Below are 24355 nucleotides of genomic sequence, written 5' to 3' on the forward strand. Positions count from 1 at the left end.
GAATTCCAATAAAAAAACCCCGGGTAGCCCCGGGGTTTTGTTTTTTATAGTATATTTAGATTATGAGCGAAAAAGATAAAAATAAACAAGGACAGATTAATATTGAGCTCGATGATAATACAGCTCAAGGGACTTATTCGAATTTGGCAATAATCAACCACTCAGTTTCTGAGTTCGTTGTTGATTTTATTAGTGTAATGCCTGGGGTGCCTAAGGCAAAAGTAAAGAGTAGAATTGTTTTAACTCCTCAGCATGCCAAGCGCTTTCTAAAGGCTTTGCAGGATAATGTTGACAGGTTTGAGAAGGCCCATGGAGAAATCAAGGAATATGAACAACCTCCCATTCCAATGAATTTTGGTCCGACAGGAGAAGCATAAAAAAAGCCTCGCATTTGCGAGGCTTTTTTTATGGTCTATTTTGTTTGTACTACTTGTATTCTGAAACATAATGCAGTTTTACAGTAGGATACTTTTGTTTCATCATTTCAATAGAGAATGGGGAATCGGCCAGAAATACGAGCTGGTCGTGCTTGTCTTTGGCCAGGAATTTTTGCTTTACTCGTTTGAATTCAGCAAACTCTTCATTCTTTGGATCTTCAGGTTCTACCCAACAAGCTTTGTGTACGGGGAAGTTTTCATAGGTACATTTGGCTCCGTATTCATGCTCCAGTCTGTATTGAATAACTTCATATTGAAGTGCTCCTACGGTACCGATCACCTTTCTTCCGTTCATTTCCAGTGTAAATAACTGTGCTACTCCTTCATCCATTAACTGATCGATCCCTTTATTAAGCTGTTTTGCTTTCATTGGGTCGGCATTGTTAATATATCTAAAGTGCTCCGGCGAGAAGCTAGGGATTCCTTTAAAGTTTAGTTGTTCACCTTCGGTAAGTGTATCGCCGATTTTGAAGTTTCCGGTATCGTGCAGGCCTACAATATCGCCGGCATAGGACACATCAACGATTTCTTTTTTCTCAGCGAAAAATGCATTCGGACTGGAGAACTTTAATTTTTTATTATTTCTAACATGCAGGTACGGTTTATTTCTTTCAAAGGTACCTGATACAATTTTAATAAATGCCAAACGGTCTCTATGTTTGGGATCCATGTTTGCATGAATTTTAAATACGAATCCTGTAAAGGTATCTTCATTTGGTTTTACTTCACGCTCTTCAGCATTTTTTGGTCTTGGAGACGGTGCGATGTCAATGAAGCAATCTAATAATTCGCGTACTCCAAAGTTATTTAAGGCTGAACCGAAGAATACGGGTTGAAGTTCTCCTTTTTGATAAGCTTGAGCATCAAATTCCGGATATACTTCATAAACAAGTTCCAGTTCTTCTCTCAGGGTTTCAGCAGATTGATCTCCAATTAACTTTTCGAGTTCTGGGTTGTTTACATCATCGAATGCGATGGTATCTTCAATGCTTGTTTTGCTCTCTCCTGTAAAGAGGTTGATATTCTTTTCCCAAATATTGTATATTCCCTTAAAATCGAAGCCCATTCCGATAGGGAAACTTAATGGTGTAACCTTTAAACCGAGTTTCTGTTCAACCTCATCCAACAGATCAAAGGCGTCTTTACCCTCACGGTCCAGTTTGTTAATGAATACGATCATAGGAATGTTACGCATTCTACAAACTTCAACAAGTTTTTCTGTTTGTTCCTCAACACCTTTCGCTACATCAATCACTACAATAACGCTATCGACTGCGGTGAGTGTTCTGAATGTATCTTCTGCAAAGTCTTTGTGACCCGGCGTATCCAGAATATTGATTTTTTTGTCCTTATAGTTGAATGCTAAAACTGAGGTAGCAACGGAAATACCACGTTGACGTTCAATTTCCATGAAGTCACTGGTGGCTCCTTTTTTAATTTTATTGCTTTTAACAGCACCTGCCTCCTGAATGGCTCCACCAAAAAGTAGCAGTTTTTCTGTTAGCGTCGTTTTACCGGCATCGGGGTGAGAGATAATCCCAAAGGTTCTTCTTTTTGAAATCTCATTAATCAAACTCATATCTTAATCTTCGTGAGGTATTTAATCGGTTTGCAAAATTACTAATTCTGGAAGACTTATTCGCTAATAATATTTGCAATCTACCGTGAAACACTTTTAGGAAAGCATTAAGCTATTTCGTAGTTTTGTTTTCTATCTTTAAGCTATGCAGAAAGAACACGTAATCTTAGTAAACGAAAAGGACGAACCTATAGGTTCTATGGAAAAGATCGAAGCTCATGAAAAAGCTTTGTTACACAGGGCATTTTCCGTTTTTATTATGAATAAAAAAGGGGAAACCATGTTGCAGCAAAGGGCTTTGCATAAATATCATTCTCCCGGCTTGTGGACGAATACTTGTTGCAGCCATCAGCGTGATGGGGAAAGCAATATAGCGGCAGGTAAAAGACGATTGATGGAGGAGATGGGATTTACGGTCGATCATTTGGAAGAGATCTTTTCATTTATATACAAGGCCCCTTTTGATAATGGGTTGACAGAGCATGAATTTGATCATGTTATGATCGGTTATTACGATGAGGAACCCAATATTGTTCCTGATGAAGTTGCTGACTGGAAGTGGATGTCATTGGAGGATATTAAGTCTGACATGGCCTTAAACCCTGGTCACTATACGGAATGGTTTAAAATTATCTTCGATAAATTCTACAATCATCTTTTGCAAAACACTTCCAAATGAGAGTAAAAGTAAGCAGAAAGGCTCATTTTAATGCCGCCCATAGGTTGTACCGTAAAGATTGGAGCTTTGAAAAAAACGATCGTGTTTTTGGGAAGTGTAACAATCCGAATTATCATGGGCATAATTATGAATTGATTGTAAGTGTAACCGGGGCTATTGATCAGGAAACCGGTTATGTAATGGATATCAAGGATCTTAAAGATCTTATAGAAGTGGAAGTTGTATCTGCTTTTGATCATAAAAATTTAAATGAAGATTGTCCGGAGTTTGCTGAATTAAATCCAACTGCAGAGCATATTGCAGTTGTAATATGGAACAAGCTAAGAAATCGTATTAAAAGCGAATTAGACCTGGAGGTTGTTCTTTATGAAACTCCTCGAAATTTTGTTACCTACAGTGGTGGATAGGATGTGTTTTATTGCCTGTAGTGATATTTAAATAAAGGAATACAAATGGCCTGAAGCCATGATTTAAGTTAAAAAAGTAGTTTTAAAATTAAATAAAGTAATAGTTAGTTATAATGAATAATTTATATCCAATAAAGTTTACTCCCATATACAAGGAGCGCCTTTGGGGTGGTACTAAGTTGAAAGATGTTTTAGGTAAAGATGCAGAAGGCGATTTAGTTGGAGAAAGCTGGGAATTGAGTGATGTTGAAGGCGATGTTTCGGTTATCAGTAATGGTGCTATGGCAGGTAAAACCTTAACTGATGCTATTGAAACTATGGGGAAGGAATTGTTAGGACAGAGCGTGATCGATCGTTTTGGGTCTAAGTTTCCTATTCTAATTAAGTTTATAGATGCGAAACAGGATCTTTCGATTCAATTACATCCGAACGATGAATTGGCCCAAAAGCGTCATAATTCATTTGGAAAAACGGAGATGTGGCATGTTATGCAGGCGGATCCAGGTTCTAAACTAATTGTAGGTTTTAATAAGGATGTTGAAAAGGAGGAGTATGTCGAGCATCTTGAGAACAACACGCTATTAGATCTTCTGAACTACGAGGAGGTTGATACCGGAGATACTTTCTTTATTAATACGGGTAAGATACATGCTATTGGTGCCGGAATTTTGTTGGCAGAAATTCAACAAACTTCGGATGTAACCTATAGGGTTTATGATTTTAACCGAAAGGATAAAGACGGGAATACGAGAGAGCTGCACACTGAATTAGCTTTAGATGCTATTGATTATCGAGCCAAAGATGATTTTAAGGTAGCATATACCAAAGAAAAGAATGTTCCTAATAATATGGTAAGCTGTCCTTATTTTACTACGAGTTATATGGATGTTATCGGGGAGTTGGAGCATAAATTAGACAGAGATTCGTTTACTATTTATATGTGTGTCGACGGGGAAGTTGAAATCAGCATCGGAGATTTCAAGGAAACCGTTAAAAAAGGAGAAACTGTTTTAATTCCTGCAGCAATTAGTGAAGTAAATTTAAAAGCGAACAGCGCAAAACTTTTAGAAGTATATATTTAGAAATTAGCGTATTTTTGCAATCAATATAAAAACAAGCAGTTATGGCTAGCATTAGAGATTTAAAAAAGGATATTAATTATGTTTTAGGGGATATTATTGAAGCCGTTTACATTTGGGAGATCGCTTCTAATAAACCAAACTCTGAAGAGGGGGATGCAATTATCAACGAAGCGGTAGATTCTTTTGATGAACTTATCACGAAGATAAATGATAAGAGTGTTGAGGATAGAAAAGCTCATTTAAAGGCAGTTAACAAAGAGTTGGAAGCTAAGGCAAATTCTTTAGTTGAAAAAATTAATAAGCTTAGCTAAAAAAAATAAAAAAGCGTTTGCAAATATGAATTTCAGGTTTATATTTGCAGCCGCAATGCCGATGTAGCTCAGCTGGCTAGAGCAGCTGATTTGTAATCAGCAGGTCGTGGGTTCGAGTCCCTCTATCGGCTCAAGTAAAATGAAAGCTTCTCCAAAACGGGGAAGCTTTTTTTGTTTTACGTCATTACGAGTCTTGCGCTAGTAATGTGTGGCAATCTCATCAATAGTAGTGGCTAAACTTTAAATAGATTCCGTGACAAGTGGGGAGTGACACCTTCTGGTTCTGATTCCTTTTCGCATGGATTCCGTAATGAATACGGAATGACAAAGGTTGGATTCGACTTACTACTCCAGTGGATTCCGTAACAAGTACGGAATGACAGCGAGGGCGGAATAACAATGGACTGAATGCTCCGGTATTTAAATAGTTCAGTAATCTATTCATTTACATGTTATCCGGAGTTACTGCAGGTGGCACAATATTTCTTACCGGTTTGATACTTTTCAGGTACTTAAAAATAGCATGAATATCTTCATCTTTGAGATGTTTAAAGTCTTGCCATGGCATAGGAGGTAATAGCATTCTTCCATTATCTAAGCCTTTAAGTTTTCCTTCGGTAAATGCTTTTTTAAATTGACTTTCGGTCCAGGTTCCTATTCCGGTATCATCGGGAGTCAGGTTTGCTGCGAAAGAGACGCCCCATGGTCCTGCGGTGGCTGTCAGATCTGGATAGAAAATTGCAAATCCGGATTTTATTAGGGTATCATTAAACTTAACAATGGGGCGATCGGAGGGAAATCCTGAAAGCATTAATTCGGGAATCATTTCAGGTCCGTTGGGTCCCATTTTCTTTGGTGAATGACAATGGTTACATCCCATGGCATTTACCAGGTATGCTCCGCGTTCGATTATTTTTTCAGGACTTTCCTCATCGACAGCGAGGTATTCTTTTGCTTTTTTTTGGTTGTCTGCACATGAAATGATCGTGAGGGTACAGCTAATGACAAATAGGCTGATGAAGAATTTAATTGTTTTCATTGGTTTAATTGTTTGGTTGTTTTTACAATTTCATCTGACCAAAGGGGCCGAATGTAACGTTGGTTTTATTTTCAGGGATTCAGTTACAGTGCTGTATGCAATTGACTGAAAGACAATGAAATTAGTTTTTTTTCAGCGCTCTTTTGTTCTCAGTCGTTGAATGGTCATTATTTGCGATTTTTTGAAAGTTTTGATGGGGAATATTATCCGAAAGTCAGGGTGTGATTACCATTTATTTAATGTTTGGCCCTGAGAGTCAATTTATTGGACTGTTCAGGACACGCTAACTTTCTCGTTCACCCTTACTTTGTATTAGTAAAAATCAATACAATAGAAATCATGAGTGCTAAAAAGAAAGTAGTAGTATTAATCAGTAAGGGAATGGATGACGAAAGAGCATCTGTTGCCTGGAGTATTGCTAACGGTGGAATTAAATCAGGACTTGAAGTAAGTATTTTTTTGGTGAGTTCTGGAGTTGATTGGGTGCGGAAGGGAGCTTATAGCTTTGCGCATCTTAATCCAAAGGATCCAACTATGAAGGATATGATCGAAACGGTATTAGCGAATAAGTGTAGAATAATGGTGTGTCCTCCGTGTTCTGCTGTGCGCGGGTACACTGTAGATGATCTTATCGATGGTATTGAGTTAGTAGGGTCTATGGCCTTGCACCAACTCATTCTTGAGGGGGCAGAAACCATATCTATTTAAATAATTAAAATCTATCATCATGGAAAATTTAAAATCTAAGGTGCATTTCTCTAAAGAGGTTATAGCGCAAATAAGTTCGGAAACATTGAATGATATTATTGCTCAGGGGAGCTTTACACTTATCGACGTACGATCTCCCCAGGGGATTGAAAACCAAGGAGGTATTCCGGGAGCTGTTAATATTCCGCTTGAACAGGTTAAAAAGGAAATAGAGGAAAGGGAGTATCATCCTGAGTCGATCCTTAACAGCGACGGACCTTTCTTGTTTTGCTGTACCGGTGGGGTAATGTCTTATATGGCGGCCATTCACGCACAGGAACATGGTATGAAGAACGTACATAATTTAGAGGGTGGCCATTCAGCCTGGAAAAAATTAAATAATCAAAATTAAGGAACCTGGATCCAACATACATTGTTTTATTAATTTAGATTCATCATTACTTCATTTTGGTATTGATGAATCTTTATTAACTGGCAGCCGGTGTTTTTTGTATTCTCCATTTATTAGGTGTAATGCCGTAGGTGGATTTAAAGCTTCTTACAAAATGAGAATCACTTTCAAAACCGCAATCGTAACAAATTTGCTGAATGGTAAAATCTGTATTCAGCATTAGTTCACGAGCAAGATTAAGTCTTTTGGATAAGAGCCATTTTGACGGGGTGGTGTTATAGGCTTTTTTAAAATACCTTTTAAATGTGGAGAGGCTTTTGCCGCACAACCTTGCGTACTCTTCTATATTCAGGTTATAAAAATATTGTTCCTCCATGATCTGTTCTATCGGGTATTCGGATTGTTGAGCAAGGGTAAATAATACATTTTTAATGTTTTTGTTCTTTGGATTCAAACAAATGTTCATGAGCATTTCCCTGAACTTTAGTTCAACAATCTTTTGAGGTGTTTTATTGGGTTCTTTCAGGTAAGAGAAAAATGACTCATACAAGACCCGTAAACTTTCGGTAACATCGATACGGTATATTACCTCCGGGTGTTCCATTTTATGCAATTCGGTGGTTTCGTTACGGATATCATTTTCGATACATTTCTTAATAAAATCGTCTTTCATAAAGAACATCAGGACACAAAAGCTCTCTTCGAAGTACTGTTGATTTTTAAAGGCTCCTTTTCTGATAAAAATGGATTGATCGGCTTGAACGAGGTAATCATTGTCTGGAGTAATCCATTTTTTTTGTCCGTTCAACACGTAGACGATACTATGGCATTCGGACCATGCAGCAAACAGTTCTTCTTTTATAGGGCATTTGAATTCAACAATGAGATAATCCTCGCCTATAATTTTATGGTAGCCCGGTGTTTCAAGAAAGTGTTTGTATGAATCAAACATCTGATATACATGTATTTGTTATATACAAGTTACTAAAAATATAGGTTATTTCATATCCTTAAGGTTTTAGGATCGGTTGTCGATTTTTTATCTCTTTTGCGAATTCAGTCTCTTTGTTCCTCAATTTCTCCAGGAAATCCTGTGAACTTTCCCAGGGATCTTATGAAGGTTTTATTTTCTTATTGCTGATAGGTAAATCCACAGAATGAATAGTAATTGTAAAGGTATTCTAAACCACAGGTATGTTGGACCAGGGCCATTCAGGGTGCCTGTTTGGTAGTTTATCTGTTGGATCGCAGCTTTGATATTAGCGGGTACTATGAGTATAAAGAATACGATGAGGATCCATGCAGTCAGTTGTTGAAACTTTGGGAGTAACAGTGTGATAGCCAACACAATTTCCAGTATACCCGTGGCGATGACCATTTGTGATTTAAAGGGAATTGGATCTGGAATAATGGCCGTCATTCCTTTGGTAAACATAAAGTGTCCGATGGCAGTAAAGATGAGCATGCAAGACATGGAAATTCGAGCTGCAAGTTGGTAATCTATCTGTTTTTTGTTGAGTTTTATAGCAGCGAGTGAAATGATGAATGAAATGATTAAAATAATTAAGGGTTTCATGGTTTCAAATTTTTGGGTAAAATTCGCCATGTTCCCTTTATGAAGCAATGAACCTGGGTTAAGAAATTCGTTTACGGATTCTGCTTAATGCTTGTGGTGTTACTCCGATATAGGAGGCAATGTATTTCAGGGGGATTTCTTTTATGACTTCGGGTTTTTCCGAGAAGAGATCCAGATAGCGCTCTTCAGGTGATTTGTTTAGCAGGGATAATTCTCTTTCTGATTTTTTAATGAATAGTTCTTCGCTTGCTTTTCTACCGATTAGATTACCGATTTCAGTTTCTGCATAAACCGCTTGGAGGTCGTTATAACTAATACGCCAGAAGGAGGAGTCGGTTATTGTTTCGACCCTATATTTTGATGGTGACTGCGTAAGGAAAGAGTCGTAGGCACTAAAAAAATTATGATTGAAGACGAAGGCGAATGTAAGTTCATTTTCTTCTTTAGGTATGTAAAACCTAACCAATCCTGTTTCAATGAAAGAAAGGTAGTTTTCCACTTGTCCCTCCTGAAGGATTGTTTGCTTTTTGGGAAATTCATTATATTCCAGTTTAGAGGCGAAGACTTCCCAATCTCTGTCTGAGATATTAAAATTGTCTTTATAATATTTATGTATAAGTTCCAATGGTAGGGTTTTGAGGATTTAACTCGTTCATCGAGATTTATCTGTTCGTGCTTTTATGTCAGATAAAAGAAGGTGTATCGGTGTATGCTTTAGTAGATTCATCCAAGTTAACTGTCTACTTTGCCAGAAGTTGCCAAGTAGGTTTATGGTGTCCTTAGTATTTTATCCATTTTACGCCCTTTTGCCAATTCATCTACCAATTTATCAAGGTAGCGCACCTGTTTGGTTAGTGGGGTATTAATTTCTTCTATTCTATAGCCGCAGATAACTCCTTTAATGAATTCGGCATTGGGATTTAATGTAGCCTTTTGAAAAAAATCTTTAAAGGTTACTTTTTCCTCAATGAGTTTTTGGAGTTGTTTTTCATCATAGCCGGTAAGCCATTCGATAACTTGATGCAGCTCAGCTTTGGTTCTGCCTTTCTTTTCAACCTTGGTTATATAGTGTGGATATACAGAGGCGAATGTAAGATTGGCTATGCGCTCGTCGTGTTTACTAGTTGTGGTCATAGCTCAAAGTTAATATTTATAAATCAAATGGAACAGTCACAACTTTACAAAGGAAGCAATCTGATTCTTCCTGATGATTAAATTTGGATTACATACGATGCTATCGATTTTATTTTTAAACCTTTTGCGCTATTAAATTCGTAAAAGTCTGAAAACGCGTAAGTTTTTCCGTTTTGCATTTTCAAAACACCATTTACGGCTCCCGCTTTTCCGTGCGATACTATTTGATGAACTATTAATTCAGAAGCCAATTGGGTTTTCATTAGTTCTAATACTTCTGTAAATTTTTCCTTTCCTTCTATTTTTTTGTCACCTATTATACTCCAAGTAATGGTGTCAGTTACACTTTCGATTAGAAAATCGACACTTCCTTTTGCAAAAGCGATATTAAATTTTTTTAGAAATATCATTTTTGGTGAATTTCCACAATCTGGATTTACGGTGATTTTAGTCATTTGACAACTTTACCATTGAGACATTTTATTTGAGGGAATGAACACCAAACATATTTCCTTCAGTATCTGAAGCTAAAATCATATAGCCATATTGACCAAGGGATTGTTTTGATTTAAGTATTTTACCGCCTGCCTTTTCTATTCTGTTTTCTTCTATGGCACAATTTTCACTTCTAAAGTACACGAGTGTTGCATTTCCTCCGGCTTCAATTCCTTCCATTTTGACCAGAGCTCCACTTGCTCCATCTTTCTCCATGTCCATAGGAAAGGCTAACATTTGCATTTCTTCGTCAAGATCCTCAGGTGTTGGTAATTCACTTAATTGTAGGTCGAGAACTTCCTGGTAGAACTTCTGTGCTCGTTTTATGTCATTCACATATATTTCGAACCAAACTACTGGATTTTCAGGTTTCATATTTTTGATTTTTAAGATTATCTTTCTCAAAAGTAACAACCTAAATTAGGATTTTTCCTGTCATATGACAGGAAATTAATCGCTTCGTATTTCTTTTCTAATTCTGCTCAGGGAAGTATCTGTTATCCCTAAATATGATGCTACATGTTTAATGGGAGATTGTTGAATGATTTTGGGTTTATCTTTTATTAAGTTAAGATACCTTTCTGTGGCACTTTTGGTGTGAATATCTATTGAGCGTTGTTTTGAACTAAATAATTGTTTCGACATCCAGGCGCGGCCCCATTCCCGAAGACCTTCAATTTTATGAAATAGTTCCTGGAAAGATTGAAATTCTATTTTCCAGGCTACTCCATTGGTAAGCGCGACGATATTTTCGTTTGTTGGAATTCTTTGAAAAAGGGAAGAGACTTCTATTGAAATTTCATTTTCACCATGAAAATCCGTTGTGATTTCATTTCCATTTAAATCGTGAACAAATGCTCTTAACAGCCCGGATTCAATTAAGTAATATTCATTAGCCATTTTACCATTTTCCAGAAAGACGGTACCTTTTGAAAATCTGATCTTTTGGTGTTCACTTATGATGTCCTTTAAATCGATTTTACTAATTAATGGATGGTTATAGATGGATTGAAAAAAATCGACGTTCATTTTAGTGTTCTTTTAATATTTTGGGAAAGCACTTTCTTTATTTAATTCTACCAGAGTAACGTTTCCTATTACAGTTTGATATACCTGCCAGGTTTAAGATATCAAGATAGTAAAATTGAAAGTTTTTTCATATGTAAAAGTCAGAAATGAACCGGTGAAGGTTGATTGTCCTTAGGTAATGATGTTAATTTATAAAAAAGCCAGCTACTTTTTTTTATAATATGCTTGATCAAAGAAAAGTAGCTGGCCTGGTAGCAAATAAGCCAAAGGATTCACTATTGATACCGCTTAGCTTAAGCTTATTTTACATCAATAACGAATTCATCTCTTGGAATTCTTACTTTCTTCATGGGTTTGATCCAATCTTTTTCATCGTCAGCGTAACCGATATACATCAGGGATACACTTTTTAATCCTAATTTATCTAGTTCTAAAACCTCATCAACTACTTTATTGTCGAATCCTTCAGCAGGGCAGGTGTCTACTTTAAGTTCAGCCGCTTGTGCCAGGGCTAATCCTAATGCAATGTAGGTTTGTCTGGAGGTATGGGCAAAATTGATTTCTTCCGGAAGGTTTAGATATATTTCTTTCAGTTGGTTTGTATAACTACTAAATCGACCACGTGGAAGGTCTCTTTCATCTGTAGTAAAGTCATATACTTCGTCGATTCTTTCTTCTGTATAGTTATCCCAAGCGGCAAAAACCAATACATGAGAACAATCTCGCATAGACTCCGGATTTAATGCTCCGGGAATTAGTTTTTCTTTGATTTCCTGATTTGAAACCAAGATCACTCTAAATTGTTGTAAACCGGATGAGGTTGGAGCTAATCTAGCTGCTTCGATTATCTTTTCTACATTTTCCTCACTTACTTTTTTGTTTGGATCAAATGCTTTTACTGCATGTCTCCACTGGAGATTTTCGATCAATGACATCATATCTCTATTTTAATTTAATTATTTGTTGTATTAAGTTTTATCTCGATATTTCCTTTGGTTGCATTGGAGTATGGACATACTTGATGTGCTTTTTTGGTTAATGATCTGGCTTCATCCAATGAGATCTCAGGTATGTTTACATCCAGTTCTACTGCAAGACCAAAACCACCGCTATCAATCTGGCCAATGCTTACTTTTGCATTTACTGTGGTGGGGCCGGTATTTATTTTTGCTTTATTAATAACCAGGTTTAGTGCGCTGTCAAAACAAGCTGAATACCCTGCAGCAAATAACATTTCGGGATTAGCGTAATCATTGGTTGTTCCTCCCAGAGCTTTAGGGTATCTGATTTCCATATCCAAAACTCCATTTTCGCTTTTTACCCGACCGTTTCTTCCTCCTGATGCTTTGGCAGCTGTTGTATAGATAGTTTTCATTACTATTTATTAATTTGATTTAAGATATTTCCAATTACATTTTGCAATTGTTGTAATTCGTTTGTCGTCATCTTCAGAGATGCTACGATCTGATCTGGGACACAGCTTGCTTTTTCTCTTAGTTTTTTTCCATGCCCGGTTAAACTGATCGTCACGATACGTTCATCTATCTGGTTTCTTTTTCTTTGAATGAGTTTTTTTTGTTCCAGACGTTTTAGTAAAGGCGTCAGGGTACCACTATCTAAATGAAGCTTTGTGCCAATTTCAGAAACATTTTGCCTGCCTTCTTCCCATAATACGATCATGACCAAGTATTGGGGATAGGTTAGATCGAGGTCTTTTAGAATCGGACGATATAGGTTGATTACCTCTTTAGCCAATTGGTAAAGAGGAAAGCAAACCTGGTTCGTTAATTTTAGTTTATCTGACATGATGTATTAAAATAACACTGCAAATATATCACACGATTAAATCGTGCACAACTTAATTTTGAAAAATTTAACTATTGATATTTTTAGAAATGGCGGATCATGAAAGTTTTTGACCCAGCATTAGGGGGTAACATGCATAGCCAGTGAATAGGATTTACCTCATGTTAAGTTTAATTTTATGATCGTTAACAGTGCATATTCTTTTGGTGTTTACGAATGGAGGCTTTGGATAGCCCTGTTAGGTTGAGGCCTATTATTATTCAAGGATGTCTTTCCAATTTTCTTTTTCATTGATAAAGGCCATTACCCAGTCCCAGTATTTAATTCCATTTACCTGGTAGTCACGATTCCGAACACAGTGAGATTTCCCTTTTATTAAAAATCGTTTGAACTGGTCGGGGTATTTTGCATTCAGGTCGTCTGTAGTCTTAACGAGCAAGGATTTATAGTTTTCCGGGGTCATTTTCAGAAAATCACGACCAATAACCTGATCCATATATGACGAGTAGAGTCCGATTTTAATCCCAGGATCTTTCAGCATATCATCATACCAATAGATAAGTTGCCCTGCGCATGGATCACAATTTTTGGGCATGAGTTGACTAAGGTTCCAGGAAGCATCTACCATTTCCCAAAACTCATTATCGGGTTTAAGTAATCCCGGTCCACTTTCATTAAGCACATATATGGCAGCTTTGGGGTAAAGTTCCCTGAGAAGTCTGAGGTGAAGAATAGTTCCATATCCGCCTGCGCTGCAACCGGTAAGAAATATTTTTGAAGTATTCGGGAACTTCTTGTGCGTTAGTTTCAATGCTGCAACACTATTTTTTAGTCCGTTATGCCAATGATCAGTATTATCGTCATCATTATAATCTTGTTTTGTATCGCCCATAAAAACAGAGCCATCGCAATATGGGATTACGACTTGATTCCAATCTTCTGTCAGTCGATCATCGAGTTGGGTTGTAAAATCTGAAATCAGTACGTCCTCCTCTGAGGTATTTGGTTTGCAATGAATCATTCCCGGCCAACACGCACCGCCACCTTGCAGGGATATCATCAGGTTGTTGGATTGTGAAGGTGTTTCCTTAAGGGCTATATAGAATTCGTCACCATAAACACAGTTACAATCGGTTTTTGAGAAGTAGTAGTTTTGCCATCCATCAACTTTTGAGTTTTCCCGGGATGTGACGGGGGTAATATCTCCATACTTTTTCATGAGGGCTTTGTTAGAGGAGCAACCAGGGAGTATGAGCAACGACAAGGTCGTTAATATAAGGGTTAGGAATTTTTTTGACATAACGCAGTTTTTTTATTGTCACTAGTGGTTAGTGAGTGTATTGTTGTAAGGATGCGTTACTAAGTTAAGAAATTAAAAATGGAAGTCGTTAGTAATGAGTGTTTTATGGAGGGGGGATGATGGAGTTTTACAATCTCACAGAAGTTAGTGACTTCCTTTGGTGAGATTGCCACCTCTTGCTATCGCAAGTCTCGCAATGACGTGGTGTTTGCCAGGTGTTATATTCGTATGGTTAATTTTATTTAAACTGAATGGTATTCTTATAAATTTTCCCGTCTTTCATAATAAGTACAAAGTTCTTTGTCGGATCGATAATTAGATCTAGGTTTTGCAGAGGATTACCGTCTACAAGAATCATATCTGCCAGTGCACCTTCTTTAATTACACCTAATTCACCCGGATAGGGATCACGAGGCCCGCAAAATTTGAGCAATTGAGCATTGTTAAATGTTGCCATTTTCAGTACTTCGAATGGCGTATACCAGCGTTGGAGCTTGGCCAGCTGTTTTCCCTGTTTTGCAGCTAATTCTGCGTCGAATAGGACATCAGTACCGAATGCTGTTTTGATATTGTGTTTTTTGGCAAGTCGATAGGCATTTTCTGTCCCTGCTACCATCGCTAATTGCTTGGTTCGTTGGGGGGTTCCTTCCGGAAACGGAATAGCATCCTCATCATCTAAAAAAGGTTGTAAGCAAAGCCAGGCTCCTTTATCCGCTATCATTTTTGCTGTCTCTTCGTCCATCAACTGACCGTGTTCAATACTTTTTACCCCGGCCCGAGAGAGGTTTGTATGGCTTTTGGGGTATATGCGTGAACCATTACGTAGGTATTCCAGGTTTCGGCCACATCTACGGCAGCCTTTAATTCTTCAAAAGTATATTGAGTCACATCCAAGGGGTCGTAAATCGATGCAACGCCACCACCTGCACCCAACTTAACTTGTGTGGCTCCCATTCTGAGCACTGATCTGACACCTTTGATTATTTCTGGAACGCCGTCGGCTATTAACGCATGTCCACTACGTTCAATATAACTCAATGTGGCATTTGGATCATATGGGATTGAAGTTGAAGGTCGGTAGTCTGCATGCCCGGATGTCTGGCTGATCATCGGACCAGTTGGATAAATTCTGGGTCCTAAGTATAAACCCTGGTCAATGGCACATTTGAGGCTGATTGAATTTCCAGAAGCTTCTCGCAGGGAAGTGAAACCCTGCATTAGAAATTTTTCTGCTGTTTTCGCAGCAACCAGATTCAGGTATCCATCCTGGGATGTTAAGCCTGCCTGCTGACTAATGCCGGCGAACATTGGGTGAGCGTGAGCATCAATCAATCCCGGCATCAGTACTTTTCCTTGCGCATTCACCACCTGCGCTGTTTGTGGGATGTTAATTGTTTTTGCAATTTTTGCAATCTTGTTGCCTTCCACAAGAATGCTCATTCCCTCCTGCATCTTTTCGTTTTGCCCGTCAAAAACAGTGGCATTGATGATCAGGATAGTATTCTTTTCAGCTGTTTCCTGTGCTCTTCCTAAAAGGCCATACAGGAATAACATGCATGATAAATAAATTAATCTTTTCATCTGATTGAACTTGATATAATGTAATGCTTTTTCTGAAATCACATGCTCGCAACGGTTTGGCAAATGCATATTGTGTTCTTGTGTCTTTAAGTTATACAGTAAATCTGTTTATGTATTCTAACCAAAAGGCAGCTCATGATATAGAACTTTAGTTTTTGGAATAGAAAAAGTTAAACATATTTCTAAATTAGGTGAAAGTTTCTAGAAATACCATTGAAACGGTTGAATGTGAAATTCAATCGATTAAGTTGTTTGTAGGTAGTGTTTTAGCGAGAGTTTGTAAAATGCGTGACAATTTCATTGAGGCAGGTGACTCCCTTTGGTGAGATTGCCACGTCTTGCTGTCGCAAGTCTTGCAGTGATGTTATGTTTTCAGTTGTAGGTTTTGCAGTGACCATCTTTAGATGTTTAAAAACAAAAAACCGAGCTTGAGGGCTCGGTTTTGAAGTACTGTTATAAAAACGAATGCTATTCTTGTATGCTGTCGTTTTCTTTATTTTGTTCACGAATGGTTTTAATGTATTCGTCTAATTCTTTACCATATTTCGATTTCGCTACCTCTTCCGTCAGTGAATTGTTGATAGAGTCAAGGTATTTTAATCGGGCGTTATATGTTTCTGTCAGGGCTAAGTATGGTGCCAGGTATGAATCTTTGTTATTAAGAATAAAGTTTAAGGTATATAAATATCTTCTTTTGGCATTTTTATCAGATTCGTTTTGTAGTGAATCGAAGGTAGCCGAATCTCCTTTTTTACTGGCTTCTACGCTTTCTTTTAAATAATTTAAGTTTCGATCGTTGAACTTAGAGATCATATCACGGTATTCTTTATACCTTCTGTGTGACTCGGAGCCTTCTATTTTGGCTTCAGCTATAAAGTAGTTACGCGTGGTATTCACAGTCATTTCTCCTGGTTCAGCGAATATTTCGAGCAAGTCATTGTTTTTTATGCCATCTTCTTTTTCAAGTGCTAAATAGATCATTTGAGGACTTTCGATGAAAATGTTAAAGTCAAAATTAGCATCACCGTCAACCACCATGGAGTCTACGATAACAAAAGCACTGCTATCTATTTTTTGTAGATAGAGGGTACCTTTCTTTAATCCGTCTATATTTCCTGTAATATGCAGGTTCTTCTTTTCTTTACTACATGCAACCATTAAGATTATTGCAAAAACAGGCGCTAGTATCTTTTTCATATAATTTAGTTTTTCAACTATTTGTGGTTATAAAGTCTTAAAAAATTCTTAATTCATTGTCTAGCGACAAAAATATTAGAATTCTTCAGAAAACAGAATAGGGATAAAAACTATTTTTGCTTTATTGGACATTTTAATATAAAATTGCTTTAGAAACCCCGGGGGATTATCTATGAAAAATATTTTAGTTATTGAAGATGAGCAAAATGTAGCTGCCTTTATTAAAAAGGGACTCGAAGAAGAGGGCTATAATGTTTTTCTGGCTTATGATGGTACCACGGGCTTAGAACTACTCAAGCAGAGAAAAATTGATGCTGCCGTACTCGACATTATTCTGCCCGGAATTAATGGGTTAGAAATCGTTAAGGAGATTCGCCGGCGGGGATTTGCGGATGTACCTGTAGTGATGCTTACAGCATTGGGTACTACGGAGAATATAGTTACTGGCTTAGATGCCGGTGCTGATGATTACCTGATAAAGCCATTTAAGTTTAAGGAGCTTTTAGCGCGTTTACGTGCGTTGTCGAGAAGAAAGAACCTGTCTGTTGAAACCGATCAACTACTCTCGATCTCGGACCTTGAGTTGGATGTAAATGCGAAAACGGTTAAAAGGAATGGAAAAGAAATTAAGCTTACCTCTACCGAATACCGATTATTAGAGTATTTTTTGAATAACCAGGGAAGAGTATTGTCTCGTATTGACATTCTCGAGAGTGTTTGGGACATTGGTTTTAATATGGGGACCAATGTAGTGGATGTATATGTAAACTATCTTCGAAATAAAATTGAAAAGGGGTACAAATCGAAACTCATCCATACAGTAATCGGTATGGGGTATATAATGAAAGAGGATTATGAAGGTTCGTGATAAAATAACTCAAAATTTCACCATATTAACAAGTTTGCTTTTAATCAGTGTGTTTATACTGATCTACTTTTTTGCACAAAAATATACCCATAACGAGTTTTACCTTCGTTTAAGTCAGCGGGCTACCATCGCATCGCAGTTTCTATTTGAAGAAGATGCCTTAAATGCGAATATTTATAATGAGATCAGGTTAAAGCATTTGCAAATTTTGCCTGAAGAAGAAGAAAAGGTTTTAGCTGTTGATGTGATTAACAAGGTGGTTTTGGAAGAGAATGATTTGAACCTTCCGTCTACATTTTACGAGGTTGCTATAGAGCGGGGATTTGCCCGATATCACTATCACCCGAATGAAGTATTTTATTATGGATTGCTACGGAAATACAAGGGCAATCATTATCTCATTGTGCTCAGTGCGAAAGATATTTATGGAGAGGCTAAACTTACCAATCTTCGTAAAACCCTGGCTATTTGTTTTTTGATTGGGATTTTGCTGACCTATCTATTTGGGCGTTATTATGCTTCTAAAGTCATTAACCCAATTACCGAGATGATCAGGGAGGTGAATAAGATTACGGCCACGAATTTACACATGCGCCTGGAGGATAATGATAACAAAGATGAAATGGGGCAACTGGCGTCAACCTTCAATAATATGCTGGATCGCTTAGAAACTTCTTTTGATCTTCAAAGTAACTTTATAAGTAGTGCTTCTCATGAATTTAAAAATCCACTCACCGCTATTTTAGGAGAGATAGAAATTACGTTGAATCGTGAACGCAGTGGGGAAGAGTACAGGAATTCATTAATTAAGGTGGAAAAGGAAGCTATCAGGCTTGATATTCTGGTGAACGGGTTATTGAAATTAGCGCAGACTGAATTTGATGATAAGGGGTTGGTGATCGAGGAGGTCAGGATTGACGAGCTCGTTATCGGTGTACAAAGAGATTTTGATAATATACATCCGGAAAGTAAAATTATTTTTGACTTTTCGGAATTGCCATCGAATCCTGAAGATCTGGTGGTTCAGGGTAATAAGAGTTTACTTGGGGTTGCTTTTAATAATATATTAGACAACGCGGCAAAATTTTCAATGAATAAGGATGTTTCAGTGAAAATTACTGCCAGAGATCATAATGTGGTGGTCATTATAACTGATCAGGGGGTAGGGATTCCTCCTGACGAACTTAAAAATATCTTTGAGCCCTTCTTCCGGGCCTCAAACGTGAGGGGTGTTAAGGGATTTGGAGTAGGTTTGCCATTAACTTACAGAATTGTAAAATTGCATAGCGGACAATTAAATATTACCTCTGAGGTTGATTCCGGAACCCGGGTTGAGGTGGTGTTACCTCATAGAGATGAGCACATTATAGTAAGAAAATAATTTTTCTAATCTCGCTCTAATCTCCTTTTTAATTACTTCTTAATTCTTCTGGTTATCCTTGCCGTTCGAATTATTTTCTAATCACTTCATTGTGTGTGGATTCGAAAAAAATCAGAACGTGTAATAATAAAAATAAACTATGAAGAATTTTTTTGGAACCTATGTGAAGGCAGCTAAGTACGACATTCCGTCTAGTATTGTCGTTTTCCTGGTAGCTCTTCCTTTGTGTTTGGGGATTGCATTAGCATCCGGAGCTCCTTTATTCGCCGGACTTATTTCGGGTATAGTAGGGGGTATTGTAATTGGGTTGTTGAGTAAATCCAGCTTAAGTGTTAGTGGTCCTGCTGCAGGATTAGTGGTTATTGTTTTAAACGCTGTAGACAGCCTGGGTAGTTATGAGGCATTTTTAATGGCTGTTGTTTTAGCTGGGGTAATTCAGTTAGCACTTGGTTTTCTTAAGGCGGGAATTATCGGTTTGTATTTTCCTTCTTCGGTAATTAAAGGGATGCTGGCAGCTATTGGATTGATTTTAATTTTAAAGCAGTTTCCTTATCTGATTGGTTTCACCGCTGATGCTTTTGGGGATATGAAATTTCTACAATCAGACGGGAGTAATACATTCTCTGATTTCTTTGCTGCTTTTACCCATATGGAGGTAGGTAGCTTAATAATTGGTCTGTTCTCATTATTTTTAATGATTTTCTGGGATCGTCCAATCATCAAAAACAACGGCTTATTGAAGAGGATACCGGCAGGTGTTTTAGTGGTAGTTATGGCTATTGTACTTAACCAGGTATTTGGCTTGATAGCTCCTAACCTAGCAATTGATCCGGTTCATTTGGTTAGTCTTCCAATAATTTCTGAAATGGATTCAATTCAGGAGGTGTTTACTGCACCGAACTTTGGAGTACTTGGGAATCCAACGGTATATGTTACGGCTTTCACTTTAGCGATTGTGGCAAGTTTAGAGACTTTATTAAGCGTTGAAGCTATAGACAAACTGGATCCGTTAAAAAGAAGAACTCCGCAAAATGCTGAGCTAAAGGCCCAGGGGGTTGGTAATATTGTTTCTGGTTTGATTGGAGGACTTCCTATTACTGCAGTAATTGTAAGAAGTTCAGCAAACTTGGACTCAGGTGCCCGTACTAAGATGTCGGCTGTTTATCACGGTATTTTATTATTGGTTGCTGTAGCCGTTTTTCCTATGGTTATGAATATGATTCCATTGTCTGCGCTTGCAGCGATTTTAATCATGGTTGGTTTTAAACTTACTAAACCTTCATTATATAAAGCACAATATTTATTAGGTAAAGATAGATTCATTCCTTTCTTCGTTACTGTTGTTTGTATTTTATTCACGGATCTACTTGTTGGGATCCTGATCGGTATGTCAGTAGGTATCTTCTATGTATTAAGAGCGAACTATAAGGTACCATATTTCTTTAAAGAAGAAAAAGAGGAAAAGGAGAGCAAACCGCTTATCAGAATTGAATTGAGTGAGCATGTTTCATTCTTGAATAAGGCTAGTCTGCAGCTTACTTTTGAGCACCTTCCGGAAAACAGAGAAGTTTTAATAGACGGATCGAGCACCAAGGAGATTGATTATGATGCTTTGGAGGTGATATACAATTTTAAGAATACTGCGCATGAAAAGAATATTGTATGTCATTTCAAGAACATTCCTGAATTTGGTAAGAATGGAGAGATCATACAAAAGCCTAAACTTGAAGTACCTCACAAGAAGTTAGTTGGTAACTTTAAGAAGAGTGCCTAATTAGACGTGTACTAACTACAGGTAGCCGTAGCGGGTTGTTTTTTAAATCCATTATTAAAGGAATTTGCTCAAGGTAGTTAGGTTATAAATGTTACTTATTGAATAATAAAGTTAGTTTGATTAATAAATCGGCAGTTTATTAATTATATCTGCGAAGAGGATACTGTAGGGGGTTTTCCTCTTCGCTTCTTCCAAAAAGCTATTTCTTAAAAATAATATTTTTAAAAATGAAAAACATACTAATACCAATTACAGATAAAAAAATATCCATTACTGATTTAAAGAAAACTGTAGACCCGTATAGGAGTGAAGCGTTAAATGTGGTTTTATTATATATTTCTAAATGTAAAGACCGACCGACAGAATTAATGATCTCTGCTTTGAGGGATACTTTTGAAGATGATGCCCTTGCGGTGTTGATGCCTTTAAAAAGGGAGCTGCTAAAGGAATATAATTATCTCTCTGATTTTAGTGTGATTACTGAATCGAGCTATAAAAGTAAATATGACTCAATTGTAGAAGCCATAGATACTTATCAGGTAGATGTGGTGGCTTTAACACAAGATAAGAGTACAGCAGGTTTGAAGAAGCTATTGGGACTTAATGATAAGGACAGAATAGAAAGTAAATTGTCTGCTAATCCACATGTTGTTTTGGTTTAGAATTTCTTTTATTGAGTCGTCCTAATATAGGTTGACAGTTTTTAAAAAAGTTAAATCAAACCAGAGTAGTTCGCTTCTCTGGTTTTTTTATATGTACAAAATTAGGTGTTTTCATGTTAAGACTTAAATGTGGTCTTACATTATTGTAAGTATCAATAGACTCTTTAACCAGGAGTTCAAGTTCTTTCTTGTTATTGCATTGATAAATTAAAAATTCACTTTTTAAGATACCGTTTATTCTTTCGGCTAATGCATTTTGATAACAGTCATACCCTGTAGTCATGGAAGGTCTGATATTGTTTTTTCTCAATTCCGTTTGATAAACCTCGGAGCAATATTGTAGCCCTCTATCCGAATGATGGATGAGCTTAGTGTCGGTTACTCTATTGTTGATGGCCATTTTAAGAGCCTTGACCACATTATCACTATTCATGTTATCACTTAATTGATACCCCATTATCTTTCTACTGTAGGCGTCAGTAACTAACGATAGATAATGTGTGGCCTTCCTGGATTTCACATAAGTAATATCGCTTACAAAGTACTGTTCTGGCCTGTTGATTACTTGATCCTTCATAAGGTTGTCATGTTTTCTTAACCAGTGTTTGGAATCGGTTGTTTTTGTATAGTTCTTCTTTGGCTTAACAAGTAAGGCTTCTGATCTTAAGTAAGTAAATAGGGCATCTCTACCTATTTTTATACCCTGTAGCCTAAACTCGTCCCTTAGTAGATAATACAGCTTTCGCGTACCTATTCTTGGCATCTGCATACGCAATTGAAGTACTAATGCTTTTATTTTGGCAAGTTCCTTGGCTCGGGACTCCTGACGCTTTATGGACTGATAGAACCCTTGACGAGATATCTCAAACAACCGGCAACAACGTGATAGGCTCACTTCTTGTTCTTGCCTGATGCGTTGGATTGTTGAGATGAAAACTTTTTTCTGATTGAGGTACCATATTGACTGTCTGAGATATCAATCATCGTATTAAGAATCTTGTTCTTTAGTTTTTCATCATCTAACTCACGCTCTAAACGTTTAATTTTCTGTGCAGGTGTTTCTTTGGATTTCATAAATAGGTTTGGTTTGCTCCAGTCTAAGGTACCATGTTTTCTTAACCAAACCAAAACTGTGCTTCTACCTTGAATCCCGTAGTGTTTTTGAGCTTGCTTGTAGGTCATCTCGCCTTTTTCTACCTGCGAGACCACAGCTAATTTAAAGCCTAGGTTATAATCGCGCTGTGTGCGTTTGTTCCCTTTGTTCGTCTTGTCTTTCATAAATAAGTCGTTTTTGTGTCAACTTATATTAGGACGGGACATAATAAATAAAAAGGCCCTGTTTTTAACAGGGCCTTTTTATTTAGATTGAAATAAAGATGACACTAAATGATTTAGAACTCTCAATCAATAGCATCTATTTTTATTACCCATGCTTTCTGCTGCTGCAGTTTCTTACGATACTTTAATGGAATATCAACAATAAATCCATCACCGACTTTTTCCCATTTTAAGGACTCATTGGTGCCTAGTAAAGTAATGGTTGCATTTTGAGAAGGAGTAATAGAAGATAACCACATTTTTGAAGGCATTTGCTTTTCGTTTTCATCAGGGAGATAGATTGCGTACACCGATTTTGTATGACGATTTTGCGTGAGTGCTATTTTTCCTTCACGAAAGGGAGCAATAGCCCTCGATTCGTAAATAGCTTCACCATTGATGTTCATCCACGCTCCGATTCCTTCCATAAGTTCATAAGCTTCCGGATCCAATTCTCCTTCGGGATTCGGAGCTATATTTAAAAGGAAATTACCACCTTTGGCAACAATGTCTACCATGGTGTGAATAATTTTACCTAGTGGCTTATATTCCCGACTTTTTCTCCATGACCAACCATCCTTTGCACTCGTATAACAAGTCTCCCACGGAACCAGCATAGCATGATCAGGAACCCTGTTTTCTGGTGTAATATAGTTTTGGTATGGGCCCTCAACAGCTCTGTCCACCACGATTAATCCTGGTTGCTTATCTCTTGCTTTCTTTGCAATCTCAGCCATTCTTAAATCTTGACTCTGAAGGTTAAATTGCTTAAAACCTTTCATACTTCGGTAAGCCCATAATTCCTGTTCGGTATAGGGTTGTACCCATCCACCATCAAGCCATAGTATGTCAATATTACCATAGTTGGTCATTAACTCATCTATTTGGTTATGGGTATACTGAACAAATTTATCCCATCGCTCGGGATAACGCTCTATGCTATAATTTGGATTTCGATCGGCGGTTGCATTCTCTGGCCACCAAAAGTAAGGTGAGTGCCAGTCAGGTTTTGAAAAATAGGCACCGATCATAAAACCTTCATTTCCAAATTCTTTAAAAATTTCTTTGGTAACATCCGCTTTCGGATGCTTGTGAAAGGGAGTGTTGACTGAGGTTATTTTATAGTCAGAATATTGAGTGTCATACATGGCGAATCCATCGTGATGCTTTGTAGTAAACACAACGTACTTCATGCCAGCTTCCCTGGCTGCTTTTGCCCATTTCTTGGGATTAAACTTTACAGGGTTAAAAGTATGCTGTAGACCTTCATAGTCTTTTTTATATTGCTCGTAATTATCGTTGTTCCTAAAACGCTTAATCCATTCTTCATCCTCACCACAAATGGACCAGGATTCAATAATTCCCCATTGACTGTAGGTGCCCCAATGCATCATTAATCCAAATTTTAGATCTTGCCATTTCGTTAATTTTTCTGACACCTTTGGGTCCGTAACAGGAGTATATTTTTGGTTTTCTTCCTGAGAAAATGAATGCAGGGAAGTTAGTAATAAGAATGCAATTAGCAGTTTAGACGTAATTTGATGTAAATATTTAAGAAGCATATAGTACTATGATTTAAAGAAAGGAACAATATAAATTAAA

General features: G+C 37.3%; 27 protein-coding genes, 1 tRNA gene and 1 pseudogene. 12 read left to right on the top strand and 17 right to left on the bottom strand.

Translation table 11 applies throughout. The annotated features are described in order from the left end of the window. Positions 1 to 62: 62 nt before the first annotated feature. Positions 63 to 377, top strand: coding sequence for a DUF3467 domain-containing protein (locus BM361_RS10490; protein WP_038261299.1), 315 nt, complete (start codon positions 63 to 65; stop codon positions 375 to 377). A 49-nt stretch (positions 378 to 426) separates the two neighbouring features. On the opposite strand, the gene BM361_RS10495 is transcribed toward BM361_RS10490, so the two are convergent. Then, complete coding sequence (locus BM361_RS10495) at positions 427 to 2016, bottom strand: peptide chain release factor 3 (RefSeq protein ID WP_038261308.1); 1590 nt, start codon at positions 2014 to 2016, stop codon at positions 427 to 429. Positions 2017 to 2161: 145 nt separating this feature from the next. Between BM361_RS10495 and idi the strand changes: the two genes are divergently transcribed. The 5 genes from idi to BM361_RS10520 all read left to right on the top strand — a co-directional run bounded on the left by idi (position 2162) and on the right by BM361_RS10520 (position 4626). Next, the gene (gene idi / locus BM361_RS10500) at positions 2162 to 2695 is read left to right on the top strand and encodes an isopentenyl-diphosphate Delta-isomerase (protein WP_074978709.1); all 534 of its coding nucleotides are present in this window, start codon (positions 2162 to 2164) and stop codon (positions 2693 to 2695) included. Further along, positions 2692 to 3102, top strand: coding sequence for a 6-pyruvoyl trahydropterin synthase family protein (locus BM361_RS10505; RefSeq protein ID WP_074978710.1), 411 nt, complete (start codon positions 2692 to 2694; stop codon positions 3100 to 3102). The genes idi and BM361_RS10505 overlap by 4 nt, the downstream gene beginning before the upstream one ends. Positions 3103 to 3215: 113 nt before the next feature. Continuing rightward, entirely contained in the window at positions 3216 to 4184 is a 969-nt protein-coding gene (locus BM361_RS10510) for a type I phosphomannose isomerase catalytic subunit (RefSeq protein ID WP_038261318.1), read from the top strand. Between the two features lie 41 nt (positions 4185 to 4225). Next, positions 4226 to 4495, top strand: a complete 270-nt coding sequence (locus BM361_RS10515; protein WP_038261321.1) for a hypothetical protein — start codon at positions 4226 to 4228, stop codon at positions 4493 to 4495. 57 nt (positions 4496 to 4552) lie between these two features. Then, positions 4553 to 4626: transfer RNA gene (locus BM361_RS10520), tRNA-Thr, on the top strand. Between the two features lie 314 nt (positions 4627 to 4940). Here BM361_RS10520 and BM361_RS10525 read toward each other — a convergent pair. Then, positions 4941 to 5534 (bottom strand): c-type cytochrome, encoded by a 594-nt coding sequence (locus BM361_RS10525; protein WP_074978712.1) that lies wholly within the window; start codon positions 5532 to 5534, stop codon positions 4941 to 4943. Between the two features lie 339 nt (positions 5535 to 5873). Between BM361_RS10525 and BM361_RS10530 the strand changes: the two genes are divergently transcribed. Both BM361_RS10530 and BM361_RS10535 read left to right on the top strand, forming a co-directional pair. Further along, complete coding sequence (locus tag BM361_RS10530) at positions 5874 to 6242, top strand: DsrE family protein (RefSeq protein ID WP_074978713.1); 369 nt, start codon at positions 5874 to 5876, stop codon at positions 6240 to 6242. A 19-nt stretch (positions 6243 to 6261) separates the two neighbouring features. After that, positions 6262 to 6633: a rhodanese-like domain-containing protein gene (locus tag BM361_RS10535; protein WP_074978715.1), complete on the top strand. Its 372-nt coding sequence runs from the start codon at positions 6262 to 6264 to the stop codon at positions 6631 to 6633. A 76-nt stretch (positions 6634 to 6709) separates the two neighbouring features. On the opposite strand, the gene BM361_RS10540 is transcribed toward BM361_RS10535, so the two are convergent. From BM361_RS10540 to BM361_RS10600, 13 genes and pseudogenes are all read right to left on the bottom strand, one after another. Beyond that, on the bottom strand, positions 6710 to 7585 hold the full coding sequence (locus tag BM361_RS10540; protein ID WP_074978717.1) for a helix-turn-helix domain-containing protein: 876 nt from the start codon (positions 7583 to 7585) through the stop codon (positions 6710 to 6712). Positions 7586 to 7756: 171 nt separating this feature from the next. Further along, positions 7757 to 8209, bottom strand: a complete 453-nt coding sequence (locus tag BM361_RS10545) for a DoxX family protein (protein ID WP_074979043.1) — start codon at positions 8207 to 8209, stop codon at positions 7757 to 7759. Between the two features lie 58 nt (positions 8210 to 8267). Next, a complete protein-coding gene (locus tag BM361_RS10550; protein WP_074978718.1) occupies positions 8268 to 8834 on the bottom strand; it encodes a Crp/Fnr family transcriptional regulator in 567 nt (188 codons plus the stop codon). A 143-nt stretch (positions 8835 to 8977) separates the two neighbouring features. Beyond that, positions 8978 to 9343, bottom strand: coding sequence for a DUF2200 domain-containing protein (locus BM361_RS10555; protein WP_074978720.1), 366 nt, complete (start codon positions 9341 to 9343; stop codon positions 8978 to 8980). Between the two features lie 77 nt (positions 9344 to 9420). Beyond that, complete coding sequence (locus BM361_RS10560; RefSeq protein ID WP_074978721.1) at positions 9421 to 9798, bottom strand: nuclear transport factor 2 family protein; 378 nt, start codon at positions 9796 to 9798, stop codon at positions 9421 to 9423. 25 nt (positions 9799 to 9823) lie between these two features. Further along, on the bottom strand, positions 9824 to 10213 hold the full coding sequence (locus BM361_RS10565; RefSeq protein ID WP_038261347.1) for a VOC family protein: 390 nt from the start codon (positions 10211 to 10213) through the stop codon (positions 9824 to 9826). Between the two features lie 75 nt (positions 10214 to 10288). Then, a complete protein-coding gene (locus BM361_RS10570; RefSeq protein ID WP_074978723.1) occupies positions 10289 to 10867 on the bottom strand; it encodes a Crp/Fnr family transcriptional regulator in 579 nt (192 codons plus the stop codon). A gap of 299 nt (positions 10868 to 11166) precedes the next feature. Further along, complete coding sequence (locus BM361_RS10575; protein WP_038261352.1) at positions 11167 to 11802, bottom strand: nitroreductase family protein; 636 nt, start codon at positions 11800 to 11802, stop codon at positions 11167 to 11169. Between the two features lie 17 nt (positions 11803 to 11819). Then, on the bottom strand, positions 11820 to 12242 hold the full coding sequence (locus BM361_RS10580; RefSeq protein WP_038261355.1) for an organic hydroperoxide resistance protein: 423 nt from the start codon (positions 12240 to 12242) through the stop codon (positions 11820 to 11822). A gap of 2 nt (positions 12243 to 12244) precedes the next feature. Further along, complete coding sequence (locus tag BM361_RS10585) at positions 12245 to 12673, bottom strand: MarR family winged helix-turn-helix transcriptional regulator (protein ID WP_074978725.1); 429 nt, start codon at positions 12671 to 12673, stop codon at positions 12245 to 12247. 256 nt (positions 12674 to 12929) lie between these two features. Then, positions 12930 to 13973, bottom strand: coding sequence for a pectin acetylesterase-family hydrolase (locus tag BM361_RS10590; RefSeq protein ID WP_083425924.1), 1044 nt, complete (start codon positions 13971 to 13973; stop codon positions 12930 to 12932). Between the two features lie 238 nt (positions 13974 to 14211). Then, positions 14212 to 15623, bottom strand: a pseudogene (locus BM361_RS17240) (amidohydrolase family protein). 399 nt (positions 15624 to 16022) lie between these two features. Next, on the bottom strand, positions 16023 to 16751 hold the full coding sequence (locus tag BM361_RS10600; protein WP_038261363.1) for a DUF4369 domain-containing protein: 729 nt from the start codon (positions 16749 to 16751) through the stop codon (positions 16023 to 16025). A 172-nt stretch (positions 16752 to 16923) separates the two neighbouring features. Between BM361_RS10600 and BM361_RS10605 the strand changes: the two genes are divergently transcribed. The 4 genes from BM361_RS10605 to BM361_RS10620 all read left to right on the top strand — a co-directional run bounded on the left by BM361_RS10605 (position 16924) and on the right by BM361_RS10620 (position 21436). Further along, entirely contained in the window at positions 16924 to 17619 is a 696-nt protein-coding gene (locus BM361_RS10605; protein WP_074978728.1) for a response regulator transcription factor, read from the top strand. Continuing rightward, the gene (locus BM361_RS10610) at positions 17606 to 19000 is read left to right on the top strand and encodes a sensor histidine kinase (protein ID WP_038261370.1); all 1395 of its coding nucleotides are present in this window, start codon (positions 17606 to 17608) and stop codon (positions 18998 to 19000) included. Before BM361_RS10605 ends, BM361_RS10610 begins: the two co-directional genes overlap by 14 nt. A 139-nt stretch (positions 19001 to 19139) precedes the next feature. Next, positions 19140 to 20774, top strand: coding sequence for a SulP family inorganic anion transporter (locus tag BM361_RS10615; protein ID WP_074978729.1), 1635 nt, complete (start codon positions 19140 to 19142; stop codon positions 20772 to 20774). 227 nt (positions 20775 to 21001) lie between these two features. Then, positions 21002 to 21436 carry a hypothetical protein gene (locus BM361_RS10620; RefSeq protein WP_074978731.1) on the top strand — a complete coding sequence of 145 codons (435 nt, stop codon included), beginning with the start codon at positions 21002 to 21004 and terminating at the stop codon, positions 21434 to 21436. Between the two features lie 55 nt (positions 21437 to 21491). On the opposite strand, the gene BM361_RS10625 is transcribed toward BM361_RS10620, so the two are convergent. Further along, a protein-coding gene (locus BM361_RS10625; protein WP_139226703.1) for an IS3 family transposase occupies positions 21492 to 22714 on the bottom strand; the annotation gives its coding sequence in 2 pieces (ribosomal slippage) (positions 21492 to 22372 and positions 22372 to 22714; 1224 coding nt in all). Positions 22715 to 22836: 122 nt separating this feature from the next. Then, positions 22837 to 24315, bottom strand: coding sequence for an alpha-L-fucosidase (locus BM361_RS10635; protein WP_074978734.1), 1479 nt, complete (start codon positions 24313 to 24315; stop codon positions 22837 to 22839). Between the last annotated feature and the right edge of the window lie 40 nt (positions 24316 to 24355).

The sequence above is a fragment of the Zhouia amylolytica genome, from assembly GCF_900116365.1.
In the GTDB taxonomy this organism is placed as follows: Bacteria; Bacteroidota; Bacteroidia; order Flavobacteriales; family Flavobacteriaceae; genus Zhouia; species Zhouia amylolytica.